This window comes from Mycobacterium branderi (assembly GCF_010728725.1).
Classification (GTDB): Bacteria; Actinomycetota; Actinomycetes; order Mycobacteriales; family Mycobacteriaceae; genus Mycobacterium; species Mycobacterium branderi.
In genome coordinates, this window is sequence record NZ_AP022606.1 from 2213661 (window position 1) to 2231210 (window position 17550).

22 protein-coding genes are annotated in these 17550 nt (G+C 66.8%); 14 read left to right on the top strand and 8 right to left on the bottom strand.

Features of this window, described 5'->3' with window-relative positions; genetic code table 11:
* Window positions 1-148: 148 nt before the first annotated feature.
* Genes G6N47_RS11430 through G6N47_RS11445 form a run of 4 tightly spaced genes read left to right on the top strand, consistent with a single transcriptional unit; the run spans window position 149 to window position 2686 of the window.
* Window positions 149-1033, top strand: coding sequence for an SDR family oxidoreductase (locus tag G6N47_RS11430; RefSeq protein ID WP_083133967.1), 885 nt, complete (start codon window positions 149-151; stop codon window positions 1031-1033).
* A 2-nt stretch (window positions 1034-1035) separates the two neighbouring features.
* On the top strand, window positions 1036-1302 hold the full coding sequence (locus G6N47_RS11435) for a hypothetical protein (protein WP_083133966.1): 267 nt from the start codon (window positions 1036-1038) through the stop codon (window positions 1300-1302).
* A 26-nt stretch (window positions 1303-1328) separates the two neighbouring features.
* The gene (locus G6N47_RS11440; protein WP_083133965.1) at window positions 1329-2117 is read left to right on the top strand and encodes an enoyl-CoA hydratase/isomerase family protein; all 789 of its coding nucleotides are present in this window, start codon (window positions 1329-1331) and stop codon (window positions 2115-2117) included.
* Window positions 2114-2686, top strand: a complete 573-nt coding sequence (locus tag G6N47_RS11445) for a TetR/AcrR family transcriptional regulator (RefSeq protein ID WP_083133964.1) — start codon at window positions 2114-2116, stop codon at window positions 2684-2686. Before G6N47_RS11440 ends, G6N47_RS11445 begins: the two co-directional genes overlap by 4 nt.
* Here G6N47_RS11445 and G6N47_RS11450 read toward each other — a convergent pair.
* Window positions 2683-3129: a TIGR03618 family F420-dependent PPOX class oxidoreductase gene (locus tag G6N47_RS11450; protein WP_083133963.1), complete on the bottom strand. Its 447-nt coding sequence runs from the start codon at window positions 3127-3129 to the stop codon at window positions 2683-2685. The two genes, G6N47_RS11445 and G6N47_RS11450, sit on opposite strands and share 4 nt — an antisense overlap.
* A gap of 11 nt (window positions 3130-3140) precedes the next feature.
* Window positions 3141-4142, bottom strand: coding sequence for a ferredoxin--NADP reductase (locus G6N47_RS11455; protein ID WP_083133962.1), 1002 nt, complete (start codon window positions 4140-4142; stop codon window positions 3141-3143).
* A 73-nt stretch (window positions 4143-4215) separates the two neighbouring features.
* Here G6N47_RS11455 and G6N47_RS11460 point away from each other — a divergent pair, with 73 nt between their 5' ends.
* The 6 genes from G6N47_RS11460 (at window position 4216) to meaB (ending at window position 10554) form a co-directional block, all read left to right on the top strand.
* On the top strand, window positions 4216-5625 hold the full coding sequence (locus tag G6N47_RS11460) for a class I adenylate-forming enzyme family protein (protein ID WP_083133961.1): 1410 nt from the start codon (window positions 4216-4218) through the stop codon (window positions 5623-5625).
* Window positions 5603-6502 carry an acyl-CoA dehydrogenase family protein gene (locus G6N47_RS11465; RefSeq protein ID WP_083133960.1) on the top strand — a complete coding sequence of 300 codons (900 nt, stop codon included), beginning with the start codon at window positions 5603-5605 and terminating at the stop codon, window positions 6500-6502. Before G6N47_RS11460 ends, G6N47_RS11465 begins: the two co-directional genes overlap by 23 nt.
* On the top strand, window positions 6489-7571 hold the full coding sequence (locus tag G6N47_RS11470; protein WP_083133959.1) for an acyl-CoA dehydrogenase family protein: 1083 nt from the start codon (window positions 6489-6491) through the stop codon (window positions 7569-7571). The genes G6N47_RS11465 and G6N47_RS11470 overlap by 14 nt, the downstream gene beginning before the upstream one ends.
* Window positions 7572-7691: 120 nt before the next feature.
* A complete protein-coding gene (locus G6N47_RS11475) occupies window positions 7692-8459 on the top strand; it encodes an enoyl-CoA hydratase/isomerase family protein (RefSeq protein ID WP_083133958.1) in 768 nt (255 codons plus the stop codon).
* A 78-nt stretch (window positions 8460-8537) separates the two neighbouring features.
* On the top strand, window positions 8538-9677 hold the full coding sequence (locus G6N47_RS11480) for a thiolase family protein (protein ID WP_083133957.1): 1140 nt from the start codon (window positions 8538-8540) through the stop codon (window positions 9675-9677).
* A 10-nt stretch (window positions 9678-9687) separates the two neighbouring features.
* A complete protein-coding gene (gene meaB / locus G6N47_RS11485; protein WP_083133956.1) occupies window positions 9688-10554 on the top strand; it encodes a methylmalonyl Co-A mutase-associated GTPase MeaB in 867 nt (288 codons plus the stop codon).
* On the opposite strand, the gene G6N47_RS11490 is transcribed toward meaB, so the two are convergent.
* The 4 genes from G6N47_RS11490 to G6N47_RS11505 are packed head-to-tail and all read right to left on the bottom strand — an operon-like array spanning window position 10538 to window position 12835.
* Entirely contained in the window at window positions 10538-10801 is a 264-nt protein-coding gene (locus G6N47_RS11490) for a cytochrome C oxidase subunit IV family protein (protein WP_083133955.1), read from the bottom strand. The two genes, meaB and G6N47_RS11490, sit on opposite strands and share 17 nt — an antisense overlap.
* Window positions 10798-11382, bottom strand: a complete 585-nt coding sequence (locus G6N47_RS11495; protein WP_083133954.1) for a cytochrome c oxidase subunit 3 family protein — start codon at window positions 11380-11382, stop codon at window positions 10798-10800. Before G6N47_RS11495 ends, G6N47_RS11490 begins: the two co-directional genes overlap by 4 nt.
* Window positions 11382-12101 carry a hypothetical protein gene (locus G6N47_RS11500; protein WP_083133953.1) on the bottom strand — a complete coding sequence of 240 codons (720 nt, stop codon included), beginning with the start codon at window positions 12099-12101 and terminating at the stop codon, window positions 11382-11384. Before G6N47_RS11500 ends, G6N47_RS11495 begins: the two co-directional genes overlap by 1 nt.
* On the bottom strand, window positions 12098-12835 hold the full coding sequence (locus tag G6N47_RS11505; RefSeq protein ID WP_083133952.1) for a hypothetical protein: 738 nt from the start codon (window positions 12833-12835) through the stop codon (window positions 12098-12100). Before G6N47_RS11505 ends, G6N47_RS11500 begins: the two co-directional genes overlap by 4 nt.
* 61 nt (window positions 12836-12896) lie before the next feature.
* Here G6N47_RS11505 and G6N47_RS11510 point away from each other — a divergent pair, with 61 nt between their 5' ends.
* Genes G6N47_RS11510 through G6N47_RS11525 form a run of 4 tightly spaced genes read left to right on the top strand, consistent with a single transcriptional unit; the run spans window position 12897 to window position 15255 of the window.
* A complete protein-coding gene (locus tag G6N47_RS11510) occupies window positions 12897-13472 on the top strand; it encodes a TetR/AcrR family transcriptional regulator (RefSeq protein ID WP_083133951.1) in 576 nt (191 codons plus the stop codon).
* Window positions 13473-14534, top strand: a complete 1062-nt coding sequence (locus tag G6N47_RS11515; protein ID WP_083133950.1) for a phosphotransferase family protein — start codon at window positions 13473-13475, stop codon at window positions 14532-14534. It begins immediately after the preceding gene.
* A gap of 53 nt (window positions 14535-14587) precedes the next feature.
* A complete protein-coding gene (locus G6N47_RS11520) occupies window positions 14588-14863 on the top strand; it encodes a type II toxin-antitoxin system Phd/YefM family antitoxin (protein WP_083133949.1) in 276 nt (91 codons plus the stop codon).
* Window positions 14863-15255 (top strand): type II toxin-antitoxin system VapC family toxin, encoded by a 393-nt coding sequence (locus G6N47_RS11525; RefSeq protein ID WP_083133948.1) that lies wholly within the window; start codon window positions 14863-14865, stop codon window positions 15253-15255. Before G6N47_RS11520 ends, G6N47_RS11525 begins: the two co-directional genes overlap by 1 nt.
* Here the strand turns inward: G6N47_RS11525 and G6N47_RS11530 are convergent.
* On the bottom strand, window positions 15252-16853 hold the full coding sequence (locus G6N47_RS11530; RefSeq protein WP_083133947.1) for an FAD-dependent oxidoreductase: 1602 nt from the start codon (window positions 16851-16853) through the stop codon (window positions 15252-15254). The two genes, G6N47_RS11525 and G6N47_RS11530, sit on opposite strands and share 4 nt — an antisense overlap.
* A gap of 11 nt (window positions 16854-16864) precedes the next feature.
* Window positions 16865-17533, bottom strand: a complete 669-nt coding sequence (locus G6N47_RS11535; RefSeq protein ID WP_083133946.1) for an IclR family transcriptional regulator — start codon at window positions 17531-17533, stop codon at window positions 16865-16867.
* Window positions 17534-17550 lie beyond the last annotated feature (17 nt).

Consider the following 17550-nt stretch of genomic DNA (forward strand, 5'->3'; position numbering starts at 1 on the left):
CGTCAGTCACGCCCGACCGTCCTGCAGCCTGGTTTAGCAGCGGTGATGCCTAATTGGTATTGGCCAATTCGAAACGGGACTTGGACACCGCACATCGCCGAGACGCATCTTGGTTTACAGCATCACTGCGACATGGAGGGAGCCAACCATGCGTGTCTTTGTCACTGGCGCAACAGGATTCATCGGATCGGCAGTTGTCCGCGAGCTCGTCGATGCCGGCCACGAGGTGGTCGGGTTGACCCGCTCTGACGCGGGCGCTGCGGCGCTGACGGCCGTCGGTGCCGAGGCGCATCACGGCACCCTTGAAGACCTGGACAGCTTGGGCGGCGGCGCCGCGGCAAGCGACGGCGTCATCCATACCGCGTTCATCCATGATTTCTCCGACTATGCAGCTGCCGCCGAGACGGATCGACGCGCGATCGAGGCCATCGGCGACACACTCGCCGGATCCGACCGGCCGCTGGTCGTCGCATCTGGGATGGCGATGCGCACACCGGGCCGGCTCGCGACCGAAGAAGACGCAGTTGACCCAAACTTCCCCCGCGCATCGGAACAAACGGCGCTGCAGCTCGTCACACGCGGGGTGCGGGTGTCGGTGTTGCGGCTCCCTCCGTCGGTGCACGGCAAGGGTGATCATGGTTTCGTCCCGCACCTCATCAGTACCGCTCGCGCCAAAGGTGTTTCGGCCTACTTGGGCGACGGGTCCAACCGCTGGCCCGCCGTGCACCGGCTCGACGCCGCGCAGCTGTTCCGGCTGGCCCTGGAAAACGCCCCGGCGGGCGCACGACTGCATGCCGTCGGCGACGAGGGCGTCGCCGTTCGCGACATCGCTGAGGCCATTGGCCGGCATCTGCGGTTGCCGGTGAATCCCATCCCGGTGGATCAGGCGTTGGAGCATTTCGGCTTCATTGGCGCCGTCTTCGCGATGGACCTCGCCGCGTCGAGCACCCTCACCCAAGAGCAGCTGGACTGGCATCCCGTACAGCCAGGGCTCATCGACGACCTCGAAAAAGGTCACTACTTCAAGGACTGACCATGGAATACTCCACCTGCCAGCCATTGGGGCCGGTCGGCGTGCGTCTGCCGGTTTCATTCACCAGTGCTCCATCCACCGACCTGCAGCGCGAAGCAGTGGTGCGGATGGAACATGCGGGCTATCAAGCTATTTGGACCAATGAAGTCATTGGTAAGGATGCCCTCCTGCAACGGGCGTGGTCACTGCCGGTGATTTCCGCGTGTGGGCAGCCCGATAAGTGTCGCAGCGTCGCGACGGCCAGTCCTCCCTGGCGGCCCTTGCGTTAGTAGAACGTTTTATATAATCTGCGTGGATGGATAGGGCCGAAGGCCACGTCAGGTATCACAAGCAGGATCGCATTGCGACCATCACCCTGAACCGACCGCAGGCGCGTAACGCCATCGACCCCGCGATGGACCAACGGCTGCGGGAGATTTGGGCGGACTTCCGTGATGACGACGACGTCGACGTGGCGATCCTGACCGGCGCCGGCACGGCATTCTGTGCCGGGGCCGACCGCAACACCTGGTTTGCGCAATGGCTCGACGCCGACGCCGCGGCGGTGCGCCGCAACGCCAAAAATGTGGGTTTCGGCGGGCTGACGCGGGGGATGGGTATTGCCAAGCCGGTGATCGGCGCGATCAACGGCTGGGCGCTGGGCGCCGGTTTGGAGCTGGCGCTGGCCTGCGACATCCGAATCGCTTCGGAGCAGGCGATGTTCGGCGCGCCGCTGGTGGGTCTGGGCTTTCATCACGGAGACGGCGGGATTTCGCGGCTGGTCGACGCGTGCGGCATGGCGGTCGCGCTGGATTTGGAACTGAGCGGCGAACCGATCGACGCCGCGCGTGCACTGCACGTCAACCTGGTCACCCGCGTGGTCGCCCATGACGTGTTGATGAGCCACGCCCGGGCTCTGGCTGAGCGTATCGCCGGCCACCAACAGTCCGCGGTGCGTTCTGCCAAGCAGACCGTGCTCGATGTCATCGGCCGCCGACTGGACGACCAACTCGAGTGCGAAGCCCTCAGTGCCTATGCGATAGACCGACAAACCGCGCGGCGCATCGTCGATGCGATTCCGCTGCGATCGGGAGCCGAGCCGTGAGCCCGCCGACGCGTGAACGCTTCTTGACGGCAGCCGCCGGATTGTTCCGCCGGCAGGGCTACAGCGGCACCGGCCTCAAACAAATCGTCGCGGAGAGCGGCGGTCCGATCGGCTCGCTGTACTACTTCTTTCCGGGCGGGAAGGAAGACCTTGCACTGCAAGCCATTGCGCATACGGCCGAGCGGTACGAAGAGCTGCTCGACCGGGTGTTCGCCGAATCCGCCGATATCGGCCAGGCCGCGACCAAATGGTTCGGTTGGGCCGGCCACGCTCTGGAGGAGTCCGACTTCGCCGACGGCTGCCCGGTGGGGACGCTAGCGTGTGAGATCGCAAGCACCAACGAAGCGTTGCGCCGGGCGAGTGACGCGGTTTTCGACTCGTGGCGCTCGCGGGTGGCGGCCCAGCTGATCAGCGAAGGAGTCAAACCGGCCGCGGCGCGCCGCCTCGCAATGTTCGCGCTGGCCAGCCTGGAAGGCGCAATCATGCTGAGCCGCAGCCAACGAAGCCCCCAGCCCTTGCGCGACACCGGACGCGTCGTCGCCGACACACTCAGGGCCGCAACGGGTTAGGCCGGGTTGGCATAGATGCGGCCGGGCGAGACGAGGACGGCGGTTCGACGCTGCTCGCGCATTACCCTGTCGTAGGTGTCCCAATCGTCGTGGGTTCCGCCTGCGGCGGTGAAGATTTCGCGAAGCAGCAGCCGAAGCCGCTCGTCGTCGACGTCGGGGTGCGGGTCGTCCGGGCCGATCAGCTGCGCCGAGCCTTCGACTGCGGCCCATTGCCAGCCGCTGCGTGCGACGAGGTTGGCTCGGGGATCGGCACGAAGGTTGTGCAGCTTGCGGGAGCCCCCGATGGCCACCAGCCCGACAACCGTCGCGTCGGTCAGCGGGTGTTGCAGGACACCGGCATTCACCACCGACGACTGGATACTGCCGTCACCGCGCAAGGTGCTGAAGACGCACAGCCCGTGATCGGCCGACATCAGATCAGCGAAGGCAGACAGCTCGGTCATGCCTGCCGACGCTACTCGTAACGCACCGTCACGTTCGCCGTGTCCGGCACACCCTGGCAGGTGAGGATGTAGCCGTCGGCCACCTCGTCCTCCTCCAGCGCGTCGTTGACCCGCATCGTCGCACTGCCCTCGGTGAGCCTGGCCATGCACGTCCCGCAGTTGCCCGCCTCGCAGGAAAACGGCGGCGCCAGCCCGGCCCGTCGCGCGCTCTCGAGCAGAGTCTCACCCGCGACGCGGGGCACCGAAACCTTCTTGCGCTCAAGGTAAATCGTGACCGTGCCGCCTACCTCGGCGCCGTCGACGGCGGCAGGTGGCTTGACGGCGGGCGTCGCGTCGAAGTCTTCGACGAACACCCGTCCCGGCCCCGGCAATGCGGCGCGCACCACGGCCATGAAGCCCTCCGGCCCGCACACATAATTGTCGGCGTCGGCGTCGGCTCCGACGAAATCGCGGACCGCGGCCGCGTCAATCAGGCCGTGCTCGTCGTCGAGATGACGCACCACCGACAACCGACCCAGGTAACGCTCGGCAAGCTCGTCGAGCACCGCGTCGAAGATCACCGACGCACGATCACGGTCGGCGCACAGCACCCGCACCGAGCGGTCCGTCGTCGCCAACGCGCTTTTGACCAGCGACAGAATCGGGGTGACACCACTGCCGCCGGCGAAGGCCAACAGCGGCGCGGCGGTCGGCGTCAGGCAGAAGGTGCCGGCCGCGCGGGTCATCGTCAGCTCGTCGCCCTCGGAGACGTTGTCGATCAGCCAGTTGGACACCTTGCCGCCGGGCACCCGCTTGACCGTAGTCATCAGCTCGTCGTCGGTCTCCGGCGCGCTCGACATCGAATACGACCGATACAGCTGCTCGCCGTCGACGGTCACCCGAAACGTGCAGAACTGGCCCGCGCGATAGGAAAAGGGCTGGTCATGCGGGGCGAGCACGAAGGTGCGCGCGTCGGCGGTCTCCTTGACGATCCGGGTCACCGTCGCCTGGTGAAACGCGTGCAGCTCCGCCATTGCCACCCCCTTTCCATACTTGCGTTCTTCAGTATAGAGAATACTATTCTCCCAAAGCGATAGGATCTTCTCAATGCCATCACACGATGCCCCGGTGCTCGCGTTCGAGGAGCGGCAGTACAGCCTGCCGCAGCTCGACGCGCTGGCCTACGGCCTGGCGTCGATCCTGCGCAAAAGGGGAGTGACGGCCGGAGCGCGGGTGGCGTTGATGGCGTCCAACCGGCCCGAGTTCGTCGTCGCGCTGCACGCCATCTGGCGGCTGGCTGCGGCCGTGGTGCTGATCAGTCCGGCGTGGAAGCGCGCCGAGGTCGAGCACGCGCTGGGCCTGACGAACCCGTCGCATGCGGTCGGGGACCACCCGGTGCTCGCCGAGCTGATGCCGATGCTGCATCTCGACGAGGCGATCACACCCGGGCAGCCGGTATCCGGGTCGCCGCCGCGTGACACCGACGCGCTGCTGGTGTTCAGCTCGGGCACCACCGGTCTGCCCAAGGCCGTCCGGCACACCCATGCGTCGTTGTGCGCCGCCATCCGGCACTGGCGCGACGCGCTGCAGTTGACGTCGCGTGACCGCATCCAAATCGCCACGCCCCCATCGCACATCCTCGGGCTGCTCAACATCGTCACCGCGCTCGAGACCGGTGTGTGGATGCGGCTACACCGCCGGTTCGACGTCGACACCATGCTGCGGCACATCGAGACTGACCGCCTCACCGTCGAGATGGCCGTTGCGCCAATCGCTTTGGCCCTCGCGTCGCATCCACGGCTGGAGTCCTATGACCTGTCGTCGCTGCGGTTCATCATGTGGGGCGCCACTCCGGTCAGCCGAACCGCCGCCGAAACCGTCACCCGGCGCACCGGCGTCGGATGGGTGCCCGCCTACGGCACCACCGAGTTGCCGGTCATCGCCTGCAATCCGCTCGACGGTGCGCGGCTCGACTCGGTGGGGCGGCCGGTGGCGGGTGTCGAGGTGCGGGTGGTGTCGCTGGACACCGGTGCGCCCGTTGGTCCTGGCGAGGTGGGCGAGATTCAGGCTCGTTCGGAGTCGCTGATGGCCGGCTACCTGCCGCGCGCGGCCACACGAGATGCGTTGTGCGACGGCTGGTATCGCACCGGGGACGTCGGTTATCTCGACGGCGATGGCTGGCTGCGGATCACCGACCGGTCCAAGGAGATGATCAAGGTGCGCGGCTTCCAGGTCGCGCCCGCCGAGATCGAAGCGGTGCTGCACGGGCACCCGGCGGTCAGGGACTGCGCGGTGTTCGGTGTTCCGGACGGGCTCAATGGGGAGGCGATCGTCGCCGCTGTGTCGACGCACACCCCTGTGGAGACCACCGAACTCGCTGCATGCGTGGAAAAGCAGCTGGCGTCGTACAAACGGCTGAGCCGCGTGGTGTTCGTGTCCGATATTCCTCGGCTGCCTTCGGGCAAGGTGCTGCGCCGAGTGCTGAAGGAGAAGTATGGATGTACGTCTGACCGCTGAGCAACAGCAACTGCGCGACGCCGCCGCCAAACTGGCCGACGATCTGGGACCCGGGTCGGTTCAGGCGCTCGAGGATGCCGAGCGAATTGCGCGGCTGGACAAGCAGATTGCGGCGGCGGGTTGGCGGTCGCTGCGCGCCGACGGCGCCTCCGGCGTCGAGGTGGCGATCGTTGCCGAAGAATTCGGCCGCGGGCTGGTGGACGCGCCGTTCCTCGGGCCGGTGCTGGCCGACGAGCTGGCCCGGCACGTTGGCAGCGACGCGGCGACGATCGTCTACGGCGATCATGCGGTCGACGCGCGGGGATACCGGCGTGCGTTGTTGTTGCGGGATACGACAGTGTTGGCCGTCGACCTCGGCGACGTCCGGGCCGGTGCGGATTTGACCAGAGTCAACGCCGATCTGCACGGCGCTGCGGTTCCCGTCGGCGAAGTCTCTGCCGACGTCGCCGGACGATGGCTGGCTCTTGCGCTGGCCGCCACCGCCGCGGACTTGGTCGGCACCGCGCGCGGGGCGCACGCCCTGGCCTGTGACTACGCGAAAATCCGTGAGCAGTACGGCAAACCGATCGGCTCGTATCAGGCCGTCGCGCACCTGCTGGCCGAAAGCCTTGCGTTGATCGAGGGCTCGGTGAGCGTGTCGCGGCACGCCGCCTGGGCGGTCGACGAACTCGCACCGGCGGAGGCGATCCGGGCCGCCCGCGTCGCCAAGATCTACTGCGCGCGGGCCGCACAAACCGTCTGCGAGACCGCCATTCAGGTACACGGCGGCATCGGCAATACCTGGGAATGCCTGGCGCATGTCTTTCTGCGGCGGGCACTGACATCAACCGAGCTGTGGCCCGTCAAGCTGGAGGAGATCGACATTGGACTTTCGTGACTCGCCGGCGGAAGCCGCCTTCCGCGACCGGCTGCGATCCTGGCTTGCCCTGCACGCCAGGGAGTTTGCGAGCTCCGGCGACGAGTACTGGACCCGCCAGGGTGAATGGCACCGCGCCCTGTATGAGGGTGGTTTCTTCGGGTTGTCGTGGCCTAAGCAGTTCGGTGGTCAGGAGTTGCCGCCGGTCTACGACGTCATCGTCGACGAAGAACTGGCCCGTGCCGGTGCCCCGCCGCGGCCCAGCCTGGGCTATCTCGTGGTGGGGCTGGGCCGGCATGGCAGTAAGGAGCTGCAGCAGCGCTTCCTGCCCGGCATGATCAACGGCACCGAGCGGTGGTGCCAGGGCTTTTCCGAGCCCGGCGCCGGCTCGGATCTCGCGTCGCTGACCACCACCGCCACCCGCGACGGCGACAACTACGTCGTGCACGGGCACAAGATCTGGACCAGCTACTCCGACGTCGCCGACTGGTGCCTGCTGCTGGCCCGCACCGACCCGGAGGCGCCCCGGCACAAGGGCCTGTCGGCGTTCGTCATCGCGATGAAACAACCTGGCGTGCAACAACGTCCGCTTCGGATGATTAACGGCGTCACCACCGAGTTCGGCCAGGTTTTCTTCGACGGCGCGACCGTGCCCGCCGACCAGATGGTCGGCGGCCCCGGCGAGGGCTGGGCCATCGCCATGACGGTGGTCGGACACGAACGCGAACCGTCGACACTGGGCTATGCCGCCCGCTACGGCAAGCTCGTGCGGGAGATGGCTGCGCGCTGCGACGGTCCGGTGTCTCCCGAATTAGCTTGGGCAGCAGTGCAAACCGAGATGCTGACCCACCACGTGCGCCGGCGGTTGTCCGAACAGCTCGACGGTGTGTCGCACGGCTCGGACGGATCGCTGGACAAGCTGCTGATGACCTGGGTCGAGCAGTCCGTCGGCCACGCCGCGCTGGCCGTCGGCGGCACCGAGGATCCCGACCTGTTCAGTGCCTACCTATATAGCCGGGCGCAAAGCGTGATGGGTGGGACATCGCAAATCCAGAAGAACATCATCGCCTCACGAATCTTGGGGCTGTAGGAGTGATCGCGAACGCGGGCGAAGCCCGGGTGAAGCGGGTCACGACCATCGAAATAGGAGTGATCGCGAACGCGGGCGAAGCCCGGGTGAAGCGGGTCACGACCACAAAAGGAGTCTGACGTGTACGACATGCCGGCAGAAATCGACGTCGCGGCCGACGGGCCGCTGCGCATCATCACGCTGAACCGGCCCGACGCGCTGAACGCGGTCAACGACGACCTGCACAACGGGCTGGCGCGGCTGTGGCAGCGGATGAGCGACGACCGGACGGCGCGCGCCGCCGTGATCACCGGCCGCGGCCGGGCCTTCTCGGCCGGCGGCGACTTCCACTACCTGGCCGAGCTGGCGGCCGACGCCGACCTGCGGGCCAAGACCATCGCCGACGGACGCGAGATCGTGCTGGGCATGGCTCGTTGCCGAATCCCGGTGGTAGCGGCGGTGAATGGGCCGGCGGTCGGGCTCGGCTGCAGCCTGGTCGCGCTCTCCGACATCGTCTACATTGCCGAAGACGCCTACCTTGCGGATCCGCATGTGCAGGTCGGGCTGGTCGCGGCGGACGGCGGGCCGCTGACGTGGCCGCTGCACATCAGCCTGCTGCTCGCCAAGGAATATGCGCTGACCGGTGCGCGGATCTCCGCGCAGCGGGCCGTCGAGCTCGGGCTGGCCAACCACGTAGCCGATGATCCGGTGGCCGAGGCGGTGGCCTGCGCCAAGCGGATCATGGAACTGCCACAGCAGGCCGTCGAGAGCACCAAGCGGGTGCTCAACGTGCACCTCGAACGCGCGGTGCTGGCCACCCTGGACTTCGCCCTGACCGCCGAGAACCAGTCGTTCCAGACCGAGGATTTCCGCAACATCGTCGCCAAGCTGACCGCCGGCAAGAACTGATGCCGCCGAGCGTGAAGCTAAGTTCACGCTCGGCGCCCAACGTGAAACTAGTTTCACACTCGACGAAGGAGAGGCCCCATGCCTGAAGCCGTCATCGTGTCCGCCCTGCGCACGCCCATCGGCACCGCGCGCAAGGGAACGCTGCGCGACACCAGCGCCTACGAGCTGGCCCATCACGTGGTGTCGGAGGCCGCGGCGGGCCTGGACTCGGTGCCAGTCGACGACGTGATCTTGGGCGAGGGCCTCTACGGCGGCGGGGTGCTGGCCCGACATGCCGCCCTGACCGCCGGGCTGACCTCGGTGCCGGGCCTGGCCCAAAACCGGCATTGCGCGGCCGGCCAGGCGGCGGTGCAGAGCGCGGCGGCCAGCGTGCGCGCCGGCATGGATCAGCTGATCATCGCCGGGGGAGTCAACTCCGCGTCCACGTCCCCGCGGTCGCGAATGCAAGTCGACGGCGAATGGGTCGACTGGTTTCCGCCGACCCATCCCGATCGCCCCGACGCGCCCAACATGGACATGTCGATCACGGTCGGCTGGAATGCGGCCGTCACAGCCGGAATCAGCCGCGAGGAGATGGACGGCTGGGCGCTGCGCTCACACCGCAACGCGATCGCCGCGATCGACGAGGGCAGGTTCAAAGAGGAGATCGTCCCGATTGAGACGCCGCACGGTCTGTTCGAGGTCGACGAGCATCCCCGTCGCGACACCACCATGGAGAAGCTGGCCGCGCTCAAGCCGCTGCACCCCGAGATCGAAGGCTTCTCGATCACCGCGGGCAACGCCTGCGGCGCCAACGACGGCGCTGCCGTGCTCACGATCGCCAGCGACCGGTTGGGACTGCCGGCGCTCGCGACGATCCGGGCCTGGGCGTCGGTGGGTGTCGACCCCGCCGCGACCGGCCTGGCGCCCGTCGAGGCAATCCCGAAAGCGCTTGCCCGGGCGGGACTTTCGCTGGCCGACATCGACCTGTTCGAAATCAACGAGGCGTTCGCTTCGATGTGTGTGGCCACCGTCAAACTGCTCGACATCGATCCCGACTTGGTCAATGTCAGCGGCAGCGGCTGCTCGCTGGGACATCCGGTGGCGGCCACCGGAGCCCGAATGCTGGTGACGCTGGTGCACGAATTGCGGTGGCGCGGTGGCGGTTTCGGCGTGGCAGCGATGTGTGCGGGCGGCGGAATGGGCTCCGCGACGGTCATCGAGGTACCGGCGCCATAAACTCTCCTAGATGAACATCGCCGAGCTGATCGCCGCGGCGCGCAACGGATCACCGCGGGCGGCCGGCCGATTGCTCAGCCTGGTCGAGGGTGAGCGCCGCGACGAAGTGCTGGAAAGCCTCGGCTCGTCGTCGGTGCAGGTCGTGGGGATCACCGGACCGCCGGGCGCCGGCAAGTCGACAACGGTCGCGGCATTAGTGGGCGCCTACCGGCAACGGGAGTTGCGGGTGGCGGTGCTGGCCGTCGACCCGTCGTCGCCGTTCAGCGGCGGGGCGCTGCTGGGCGACCGGATTCGAATGACCAGACATATCAACGATTCCCAGGTGTTGATCCGTTCGCTGGCGACCCGTGGCCACCTGGGCGGTCTGGCCGCCGCGGTACCCGCAGCCATCCGGCTGCTCGGCGCGCTGGCCTACGACGTGGTCCTGCTAGAAACTGTGGGCGTGGGCCAGTCGGAGATCGAGATCGCGGCGGTCGCGGATCCGACCGTCGTCATCCTCAACCCGGGCGCCGGCGACGCGGTGCAGGCGGCCAAGGCGGGCCTGCTGGAAGTCGCCGACATCGTGGTGGTCAACAAGGCCGACCGGGAGGGTGCGGAGCAGACGATCCGCGACCTGCGTGCGGAAACCAAAGCGCCGATCCTTCCGCTCGTTGCTGCCAAAGGTGAAGGCCTCGCGGAGTTGATGGACGCGATCGATGCCCATCATCGCGCCGACAGCCGCGAACGTCGGTTGGCCCGCGCCCGGGCCCAGATCCTGTCGCTGGCGCAAACTCGGCTGCGGACTCATCCCGACCTCGACCGGCTGGCCGAGGCGGTCGCCGATGGCCGCGACGATCCCTATTCCGCCGCTGATGGGTTGCTCACCAAAGGTAAATGACCAGCACCGTCCCCCACAGCACCACGAGCCACGCGTCGGTGAACAACTTCAGCCAGCCGGGAGCGGTGCGCACCTCCATGAACTGCTGAATCACCAAGCGCACCTTGACCAATGCCATCGCCAGGACAGCAATCGTGATCGCCACACTGGCAGTCGCGTGGGAGGGCCCTGGCGCGAGCCACCATGCGGCGATGGTGATCGCCGACAGAATCAGCCACACGGAGGTGAGCCGGACGGTTGCGGTCATCGCATCACGTAGAGCAGCGCGAAAATGACGATCCACAGCAGATCGACCATGTGCCAATAGGTTGCGCCGGCCTCGGCCATCGACACCCGCCGACGTCGCGGATCTCGCAGATTGGCCACCACCACGCCCAGGATCACCAGACCGAGCAGCACATGGAATAGATGCACGCCGGTCAACAGGTAGTAGAACATGAAGAAGTCATTGTGCGGAAACGTCAGTCCCTGACCGATTTTCGTCGACCATTCGTATGCCTTGATCGCGATGAACAGCACACCGCAGGCGCCGCCGCCGACGATGAACCGTGTGGCGCGGGTGTACTCGGCAGCCGCGGCCGATTGAACGCCGCGCGCGACAAACCAGGAGCTGGCGATTAGGACCAACGTATTGACGACGCCGACGTTGAGGCTCAGATGTTGTTGCGACGCCAGGAACAACGCTCGCTCCTGCGTGCGGTACACCATGAAGATGACGAAGTAGGCGCCGAAGATGATGAGGTCGCCGAGCACGAACACCCACATGCTGCCGTCGCCGGGCAGATGCGGTTGGGGCTTGCGGCTGACGCCAGTTCGGGTATCGGTCATCAGTCCTGCACCAACTCGCCAACGGGCTGACGCTCCACGGCGATTTTCAGCAGAACGATCAGGCACACTTCCCAGAACCCGAAGATGGCCGTGCCCATCCAGAAGCTGATCGAACCGTTCCAGGCCAGTGGTCCGGATCTGAAGATGAACACCGGGGCCGCGAGCAGCTCGGTCACGATCTGCCAAATCGATATGTATCCCAGCCATTTCGGGAACACGCCGTTGGTGTCCAGCAGAATGGCGATCGCGAACACCAGGTATGCGGCGGAGAAGCAGCCCAGCGATCCGACGAACGAGAGGAACGTCAAGTCATACAGCAGTGCCACGATCTGCGGGTCGCGGTCAGGACGAAAAACGGCCGCCAGGAAGGAGATTGCGGCCATCAGGCATCCCGGCAGCGCACCGACGGCCAGGGTGCCCAGATAGGCGTACGCGAACACCGGGCTGACCGACATCCGTTTGATCTCGAAGGCGACGATGCCGTTCGTGACGCCCGCAAAGCCGATGATGACCATCAACAGCGCGAAGCCGATCTGGATCGTCACCGCATGCTGATGAAGGAAATGCCCCATTTGGGCGGCGGTAACATCCGGCCGTGGCGGCGGCATCACCCGGGTCAGCGGAACGAAGATCAGCCCGAACAAGGTGTAAAAAGTGGGAACCACCCAAAAGGCAATCCGCAGATCGATATTGCGCGGTGGCGCTGCCGTATCGGTCATGGTGCTTCCTCGGCGGCCTGGCGACGCAACGCCGCTCGCAGTACGAAGAACATCACCACGACGTCCAACGTGAACGCGCCGATCCGCAGCCAGAACGACACCACGCCGTTCCACGCCAGCGGCCCCGTACGAAATATCGCCGCGCCTGCCGCGGGTGTCATCGCGGCGGCGATGAGGACGCTGAACGCGCCCACCCACCGCGGAAAGACGGGCCGCGCACCGGCATCCAGGTAGACCGCCAGCGCCACGCAGAGATTCTGTACGACAAGGAAGCCCACCGGTGCGACGAACGTGATCCAGGCCAGGTCGTTGAGCAGTTGAATCAACTGCGGATTGCGTTCGGGCCGAAAAGCGGCCACCAGCCAGAAGATATCGGCGAGCGCGAACAGCGTCGCACCGCTGACCGCCGCGGTCAGATAACAGTAGGCGAGTACCTGGTTCGGCGTGGCCATCCGCTTCATCTGGACGACGATCAGCGCGAAGAGCGGGACCAGCATGATGCCGAACAGGTTGTAGGTGATCATGCTGAACCGGATCATCGTCGTGTTGTGCGCGTAGAAGTCGGCGACCTGGCCCGCGGTCAGCTGAGGTGACATCGGCGGAAAGAAACCCGGGAACGCCAAGAAGGCGACGAGCAGCACGGCGCCGACGACCGGAGTCATCCACAAACAGATCCACTGCCCGCGAAGACTCAACGCCACAGGCGCCTGCTGTGCTTCGGCAACAGTCGACATGCCGGTGAACCTAGCCGATCGGCTAGCCCGCGGTCAATAGCCGATCGGCTACCCTTACGGGATGGTGGCTACCCGGGCCGTGAGGCTCCGCTCAATCCAGCGCAGCGCGGCGCAGACCCGCATCCTCGATGCCGCGCTGAACCTGATCGCCGAAAACGGTGTGGGCGGAACGTCGTTGCAGATGATCGCCGACGCCATCGGTGTCACGAAGGCCGCGGTATACCACCAGTTCAAGACCAAGGACGAGATCGTCATCGCCCTCACCGAACGGGAACTCGGCGGCCTCGAGGAGGCACTGGAGGCCGCCGAAGCCGAGCGATCCCAACCGCGGGCACGCGAAATGTTGCTGGAGCGGGTGATCGATGTGGCGATCGAGCGCCGCGGCGCGGCGAGCACGCTGCAGTTCGATCCCGTCATCGTGCGCCTGCTCGCGCAGCACCAACCGTTCCAGGAGTTGATCCAACGGCTCTACAGCGTGCTGGTCGGCGACGCCGGCGACGACGCCCGGGTGACCGCGGCGATGTTGTCGGGCGCCATCGCCGTCGGCGTGATGCATCCCCTCGTCGCCGACGTCGACGACGACACGCTACGTTCTCAACTGATTCGTCTGACCCGCCGATTCATGGAGGCGTCGTAGATGAGTGGCGTACCAGAGTTGATACCGGTCCTGCCGGCCCACCGGTTCGACGAGGCCGCGCTGCGACGCTATCTGAACGGCCGGCTGCCGGGGTTCGACACCGGGATGGAGGTTCGCCAGTTTCAGGGCGGCCAGAGCAATCCGACCTTTCATCTGACTACCGCTGCCGGCGAGTACGTGCTGCGCAAGAAGCCACCCGGCACGCTACTGCCACGGGCGCACGAAGTAGAGCGCGAACACCGCGTGATGGCCGCGTTGGCCGACACCGACGTTCCGGTGCCACGGATGCGGCTGTTGTGCGACGACGAATCGGTCATCGGCACAACGTTTTTCGTCATGGACCACGTGCCAGGGCGGATCTTTCCCGACCGCGTCATGCGCGAGTGCACACCCGAGCACCGCGCCGCGATCTACGAGGACCTCGCCCGGGTGCTCGCGGCGCTGCACCGCGTCGATTGGCGCGCGGTCGGCCTCGAGGGATTCGGCAAGCCCGACGGTTACATGCAGCGGCAGGTCGCGCTGTGGACGCGGCAGTGGCAGGCCGCGCGGGTGGAGGACACCCCGGCGATGGACTCGCTGGCGCAGTGGCTGCCCGAGCACCTGCCGACCGACGACGAGCCGGCCTGCATCGCCCACGGCGACTACCGGTTGGGCAATGTGCTGATCCATCCGAGGCAGCCGCGCGTGGTTGCGGTGCTGGACTGGGAACTCGCGACCATCGGGCATCCGTTGGCCGACTTGGCCTATGCCTGTCTGACGTACCATCTCCCCGCCGACGACGCCGGTGGCCGCAGTGGAGTGGCGGGCGAGGACTTGACCGGCACCGGCATTCCCGACGAGGAGGCGTTCGTCGCCAGCTATTGCCGGCACGTGGGCCGGGAGGTTCCGGCCTCGCTCGACGTCTTCGTCGTGTTCTCCATGTTCCGGCTGGCGTCGATTGGGGCAGGGGTATATCGGCGCGGAATCGAGGGCAACGCCGCGGATTCGCGTGCGGCTACGTTCCGCGAGCGCTATCGCGAGCTCGCGCAAATGGCCTGGACGCTGGCGCAGGAGATGAACTAGTCAGCGAGATAAGGCATCACCGCCCAACCACCTCAATGTGCTACAGTTAGCACATGAGTTCGGTGGGTGTGCGTGAGCTTCGGCAGCGGGCAAGCGAACTCCTCCGGCGCGTCGAGGCCGGTGAAACGATTGAGATCACCGATCGCGGTCGGCCCGTCGCCCTGCTCTCGCCGATGCCGGAGGGCAGCCCATACGAGCGGATGTTGGCAAGCGGCGAGATCGAGCCCGCGACCGGAAGCCTTGACGATTTGCCCGAGCCGATCGAGCTAGAACCGGGTGTCGAGCTGCCATCGGTAACGCTCGCGCGCCTGCGTGAGCGCGAGCGTTGATGGCAGCCACCTACCTCGATTCGTCCGCCGTCGTCAAGCTCGCAGTGCGTGAGCCGGAGTCGGACGCCCTGCGTCGCTACCTTCGGAGCCACCGGCCGTGGGTATCGAGCGCTCTTACTCGGACGGAAGTCATGCGGGCGGTCCTCGACAAGGGCGAACCGGCGCGGAAAGCCGGACGCCGAGCGCTCGCTGATTTAGACCTAATTCGCGTCGATAATCGAGTGCTTGATCTTGCTGGCGCACTCCTGCCATCCGAACTGCGCTCGCTCGATGCGATTCACATGGCTACGGCGCAGCGGCTCGGCAACGACCTCCGCGAGGTTGTTACTTACGATGTGCGTATGACGGAGGCCGCCGAGTTGCTGGGCTTTCGCGTTATGGCACCGACCTAAATCTCGACCGACTCACCCGTCGCCGCATAGTGCCCAGCGCGATACCCGAAAACCATAGCCGGGCCGATGGTTCCGCCGGCACCGCCATAGGCACGCCCGGTCACCCCTGCCATCGCGTTGCCGGCGGCCAACAGGCCCGGTATCGGCGAACCGTTGACGTGCAGCACCCGCCCGTCGCGGTCGGTGCGCGGTCCGCCCTTGGTGCCCATCGCGCCCACCGACACCGGCACCGCATAGTAGGGGGCGGTGTCGATGGGGCCCAGTGTTTTTCCGGCCAGCGTGGTGGCGCGTTCGTCGCCCCAGTAGCCGTCGTATGCGCTTGAGCCGCGCCCGAATTCGGGATCGGCTCCGTCCGCGACATTGCGGTTCCAGTGTTCGACGGTGCGGGCCAGCCCGTCGGCGTCGATGCCGGTCTTGGCGCCCAGCTCGGCGAAATCTGCTGAGGCGCAGAACCAGTCGGGCACCGGATCTCCGGGTGCGACGCCGAGGAACCCGTAGCGTTTGAGGTGCAGCGAGTCGAAAACGATCCACGCGGGGTCGTTGACGTAGCCGTCGCGGGGATCCAGGTAGTGGAAGGCGCCGGCCATCGAATTGTAATCGCAGGCCTCGTTGACAAACCGGCGGCCGGCCCGGTTGACGATGATGCTGCGCGGACGCGTGCGTTCCAGCCGCACACTGCGGCTGCGCTGATGCCCGTCGATGGTGTCGCCCGGGATCTGCACGATCGGCACCCACCAGGCTTCGCCCATGTTGGCCAGCTCCGCACCGTGCGCCATTGCCATGCGCAGCCCGTCGCCGGTGTTGTTTGGCGGCGAGACCGCGCCGTGCATCGGTCCGCGCAGAAACGCCTTGACCCACGCCGGATTCCATTCGAATCCGCCGGTGCCAAGGATGACACCGCGACGAGCGCGGACCGCCCGTGGGCCCACCCGCACGCCGGCGATGCCGTCGCCGTCGGCAACCAGCTCCTCGGCGCGCGCGTTGGTGCAGGGCACGACACCCAGATCCAACAGACCCTTGAGCAGCCCGGCGATCAGCGCGGTGCCGGCCACACACAAGTCGGCACCTTCGTCGACGTCTGCGTGCAGCCGCGCGCGGGTCTCGGCGTCGAACCCGACGTTGGACCAGTCCGCGGGAAACGACGTGATCCGATCACGCCACTCGCCCAACTGCGCCAGATCGTAGGGTGCGGCGGAAAAAGACCTTCCGCCGGAAGGCTGCCCACCCGGCAGCTCCGGTTTGTAGTCGGGAAAGCCGGTCGCGATCTCGAAACGCAGACCGCTGTGCGCCTCGACGAAGTCGAGCATCGCCGCGCCGGTCCGCACGAACGTCTCCACCAGCGGCTCGTCCATCGACCCGAAAGACTGTGCCCGCAGGTAGCTCAACGCGTCGTCAACCGTCAATTCGCCGTCCGGACAACGGTTATGGGCCGGAATCCACACCACGCCGCCCGACACCGCGGTGGTGCCGCCGACCGTCGGTGCCTTCTCGTACACCGCCACCGACGCTCCGTTGACCGCCGCCGTCAGCGCCACGGTGAGGCCGGCGCCGCCGGTTCCCAACACGACGACGTCGACTTCCTGGTCCCACAAAGGCATCGAGAATCCCTTCAGCTCAGAATTGCCGACAATTCCTTGGCCGCCTTGATCACTGCGTCCTTGCCGCGCAGCACGACGTCCTCGCGGTGCGAGATCAGGTTGATACACGTTGGCGGCGAGGGTGGTTGGCGACGGACCGGCACGGCCAGGCCGTAGGTGTTCGGCTCGATCTCGCCGTGGGTGACGACCCAGCCCTGCTCGCGGGCCCGCGCGACGAGGTCGCGTTCCCCGGGCCGCGGCGGCATGCTCGCCAACAGCGCGATGCCGGCGGCGCCGCGGTGCAGCGGATAGCGGCTGCCCTCGTGGAACGCCAGCTGGTAGGCGACCTGAGTGGGCACGATCACGGCGAGCGCCACCTGCTGGTCGCCCTCGGCCACCAGCAGCGACACAGTGGTGCCCAGCTCGTCAGCCAATGCCCGCAACGTGGGCACGCTCAGTTGGCGCATGTTGCGGTCGAACGAAGCGCCCAAAACCGCCAGTCCCGCCGCCGGGCGGTACCGGCCGTCGTCACCCTTGGCGATCAACCGGTACTCGGCCAGGGTGCCGAGCAGCCGGTAGGCGATTGTGCGGTGCACCCCGACGCCGTCGGCAACCTGTTGGACTGTCAGGCCCGTTGGTGCGCCCGCCACTAATTGCAGGGCGCTGAGCCCCCTGGCCAGCGTCTGCGAACCGTTCACCACCTTGACAGGCCACCGGC

Excerpts from the sequence above, each read along its gene's own strand:
- G6N47_RS11440 (WP_083133965.1), top strand. The coding sequence starts at position 1,329 with ATGGATAGGGCCGAAGGCCACGTCAGGTATCACAAGCAGGATCGCATT.
- G6N47_RS11530 (WP_083133947.1), bottom strand. The coding sequence starts at position 16,853 with ATGCCTTTGTGGGACCAGGAAGTCGACGTCGTCGTGTTGGGAACCGGC.
- G6N47_RS11455 (WP_083133962.1), bottom strand. The coding sequence starts at position 4,142 with ATGGCGGAGCTGCACGCGTTTCACCAGGCGACGGTGACCCGGATCGTC.
- G6N47_RS11510 (WP_083133951.1), top strand. The coding sequence starts at position 12,897 with ATGGTGGCTACCCGGGCCGTGAGGCTCCGCTCAATCCAGCGCAGCGCG.
- G6N47_RS11505 (WP_083133952.1), bottom strand. The coding sequence starts at position 12,835 with ATGTCGACTGTTGCCGAAGCACAGCAGGCGCCTGTGGCGTTGAGTCTT.
- G6N47_RS11515 (WP_083133950.1), top strand. The coding sequence starts at position 13,473 with ATGAGTGGCGTACCAGAGTTGATACCGGTCCTGCCGGCCCACCGGTTC.
- G6N47_RS11430 (WP_083133967.1), top strand. The coding sequence starts at position 149 with ATGCGTGTCTTTGTCACTGGCGCAACAGGATTCATCGGATCGGCAGTT.
- G6N47_RS11460 (WP_083133961.1), top strand. The coding sequence starts at position 4,216 with ATGCCATCACACGATGCCCCGGTGCTCGCGTTCGAGGAGCGGCAGTAC.
- G6N47_RS11500 (WP_083133953.1), bottom strand. The coding sequence starts at position 12,101 with ATGACCGATACGGCAGCGCCACCGCGCAATATCGATCTGCGGATTGCC.
- G6N47_RS11450 (WP_083133963.1), bottom strand. The coding sequence starts at position 3,129 with ATGACCGAGCTGTCTGCCTTCGCTGATCTGATGTCGGCCGATCACGGG.
- G6N47_RS11525 (WP_083133948.1), top strand. The coding sequence starts at position 14,863 with ATGGCAGCCACCTACCTCGATTCGTCCGCCGTCGTCAAGCTCGCAGTG.
- G6N47_RS11495 (WP_083133954.1), bottom strand. The coding sequence starts at position 11,382 with ATGACCGATACCCGAACTGGCGTCAGCCGCAAGCCCCAACCGCATCTG.
- G6N47_RS11465 (WP_083133960.1), top strand. The coding sequence starts at position 5,603 with ATGGATGTACGTCTGACCGCTGAGCAACAGCAACTGCGCGACGCCGCC.
- G6N47_RS11520 (WP_083133949.1), top strand. The coding sequence starts at position 14,588 with ATGAGTTCGGTGGGTGTGCGTGAGCTTCGGCAGCGGGCAAGCGAACTC.
- G6N47_RS11480 (WP_083133957.1), top strand. The coding sequence starts at position 8,538 with ATGCCTGAAGCCGTCATCGTGTCCGCCCTGCGCACGCCCATCGGCACC.
- G6N47_RS11490 (WP_083133955.1), bottom strand. The coding sequence starts at position 10,801 with ATGACCGCAACCGTCCGGCTCACCTCCGTGTGGCTGATTCTGTCGGCG.
- meaB (WP_083133956.1), top strand. The coding sequence starts at position 9,688 with ATGAACATCGCCGAGCTGATCGCCGCGGCGCGCAACGGATCACCGCGG.
- G6N47_RS11435 (WP_083133966.1), top strand. The coding sequence starts at position 1,036 with ATGGAATACTCCACCTGCCAGCCATTGGGGCCGGTCGGCGTGCGTCTG.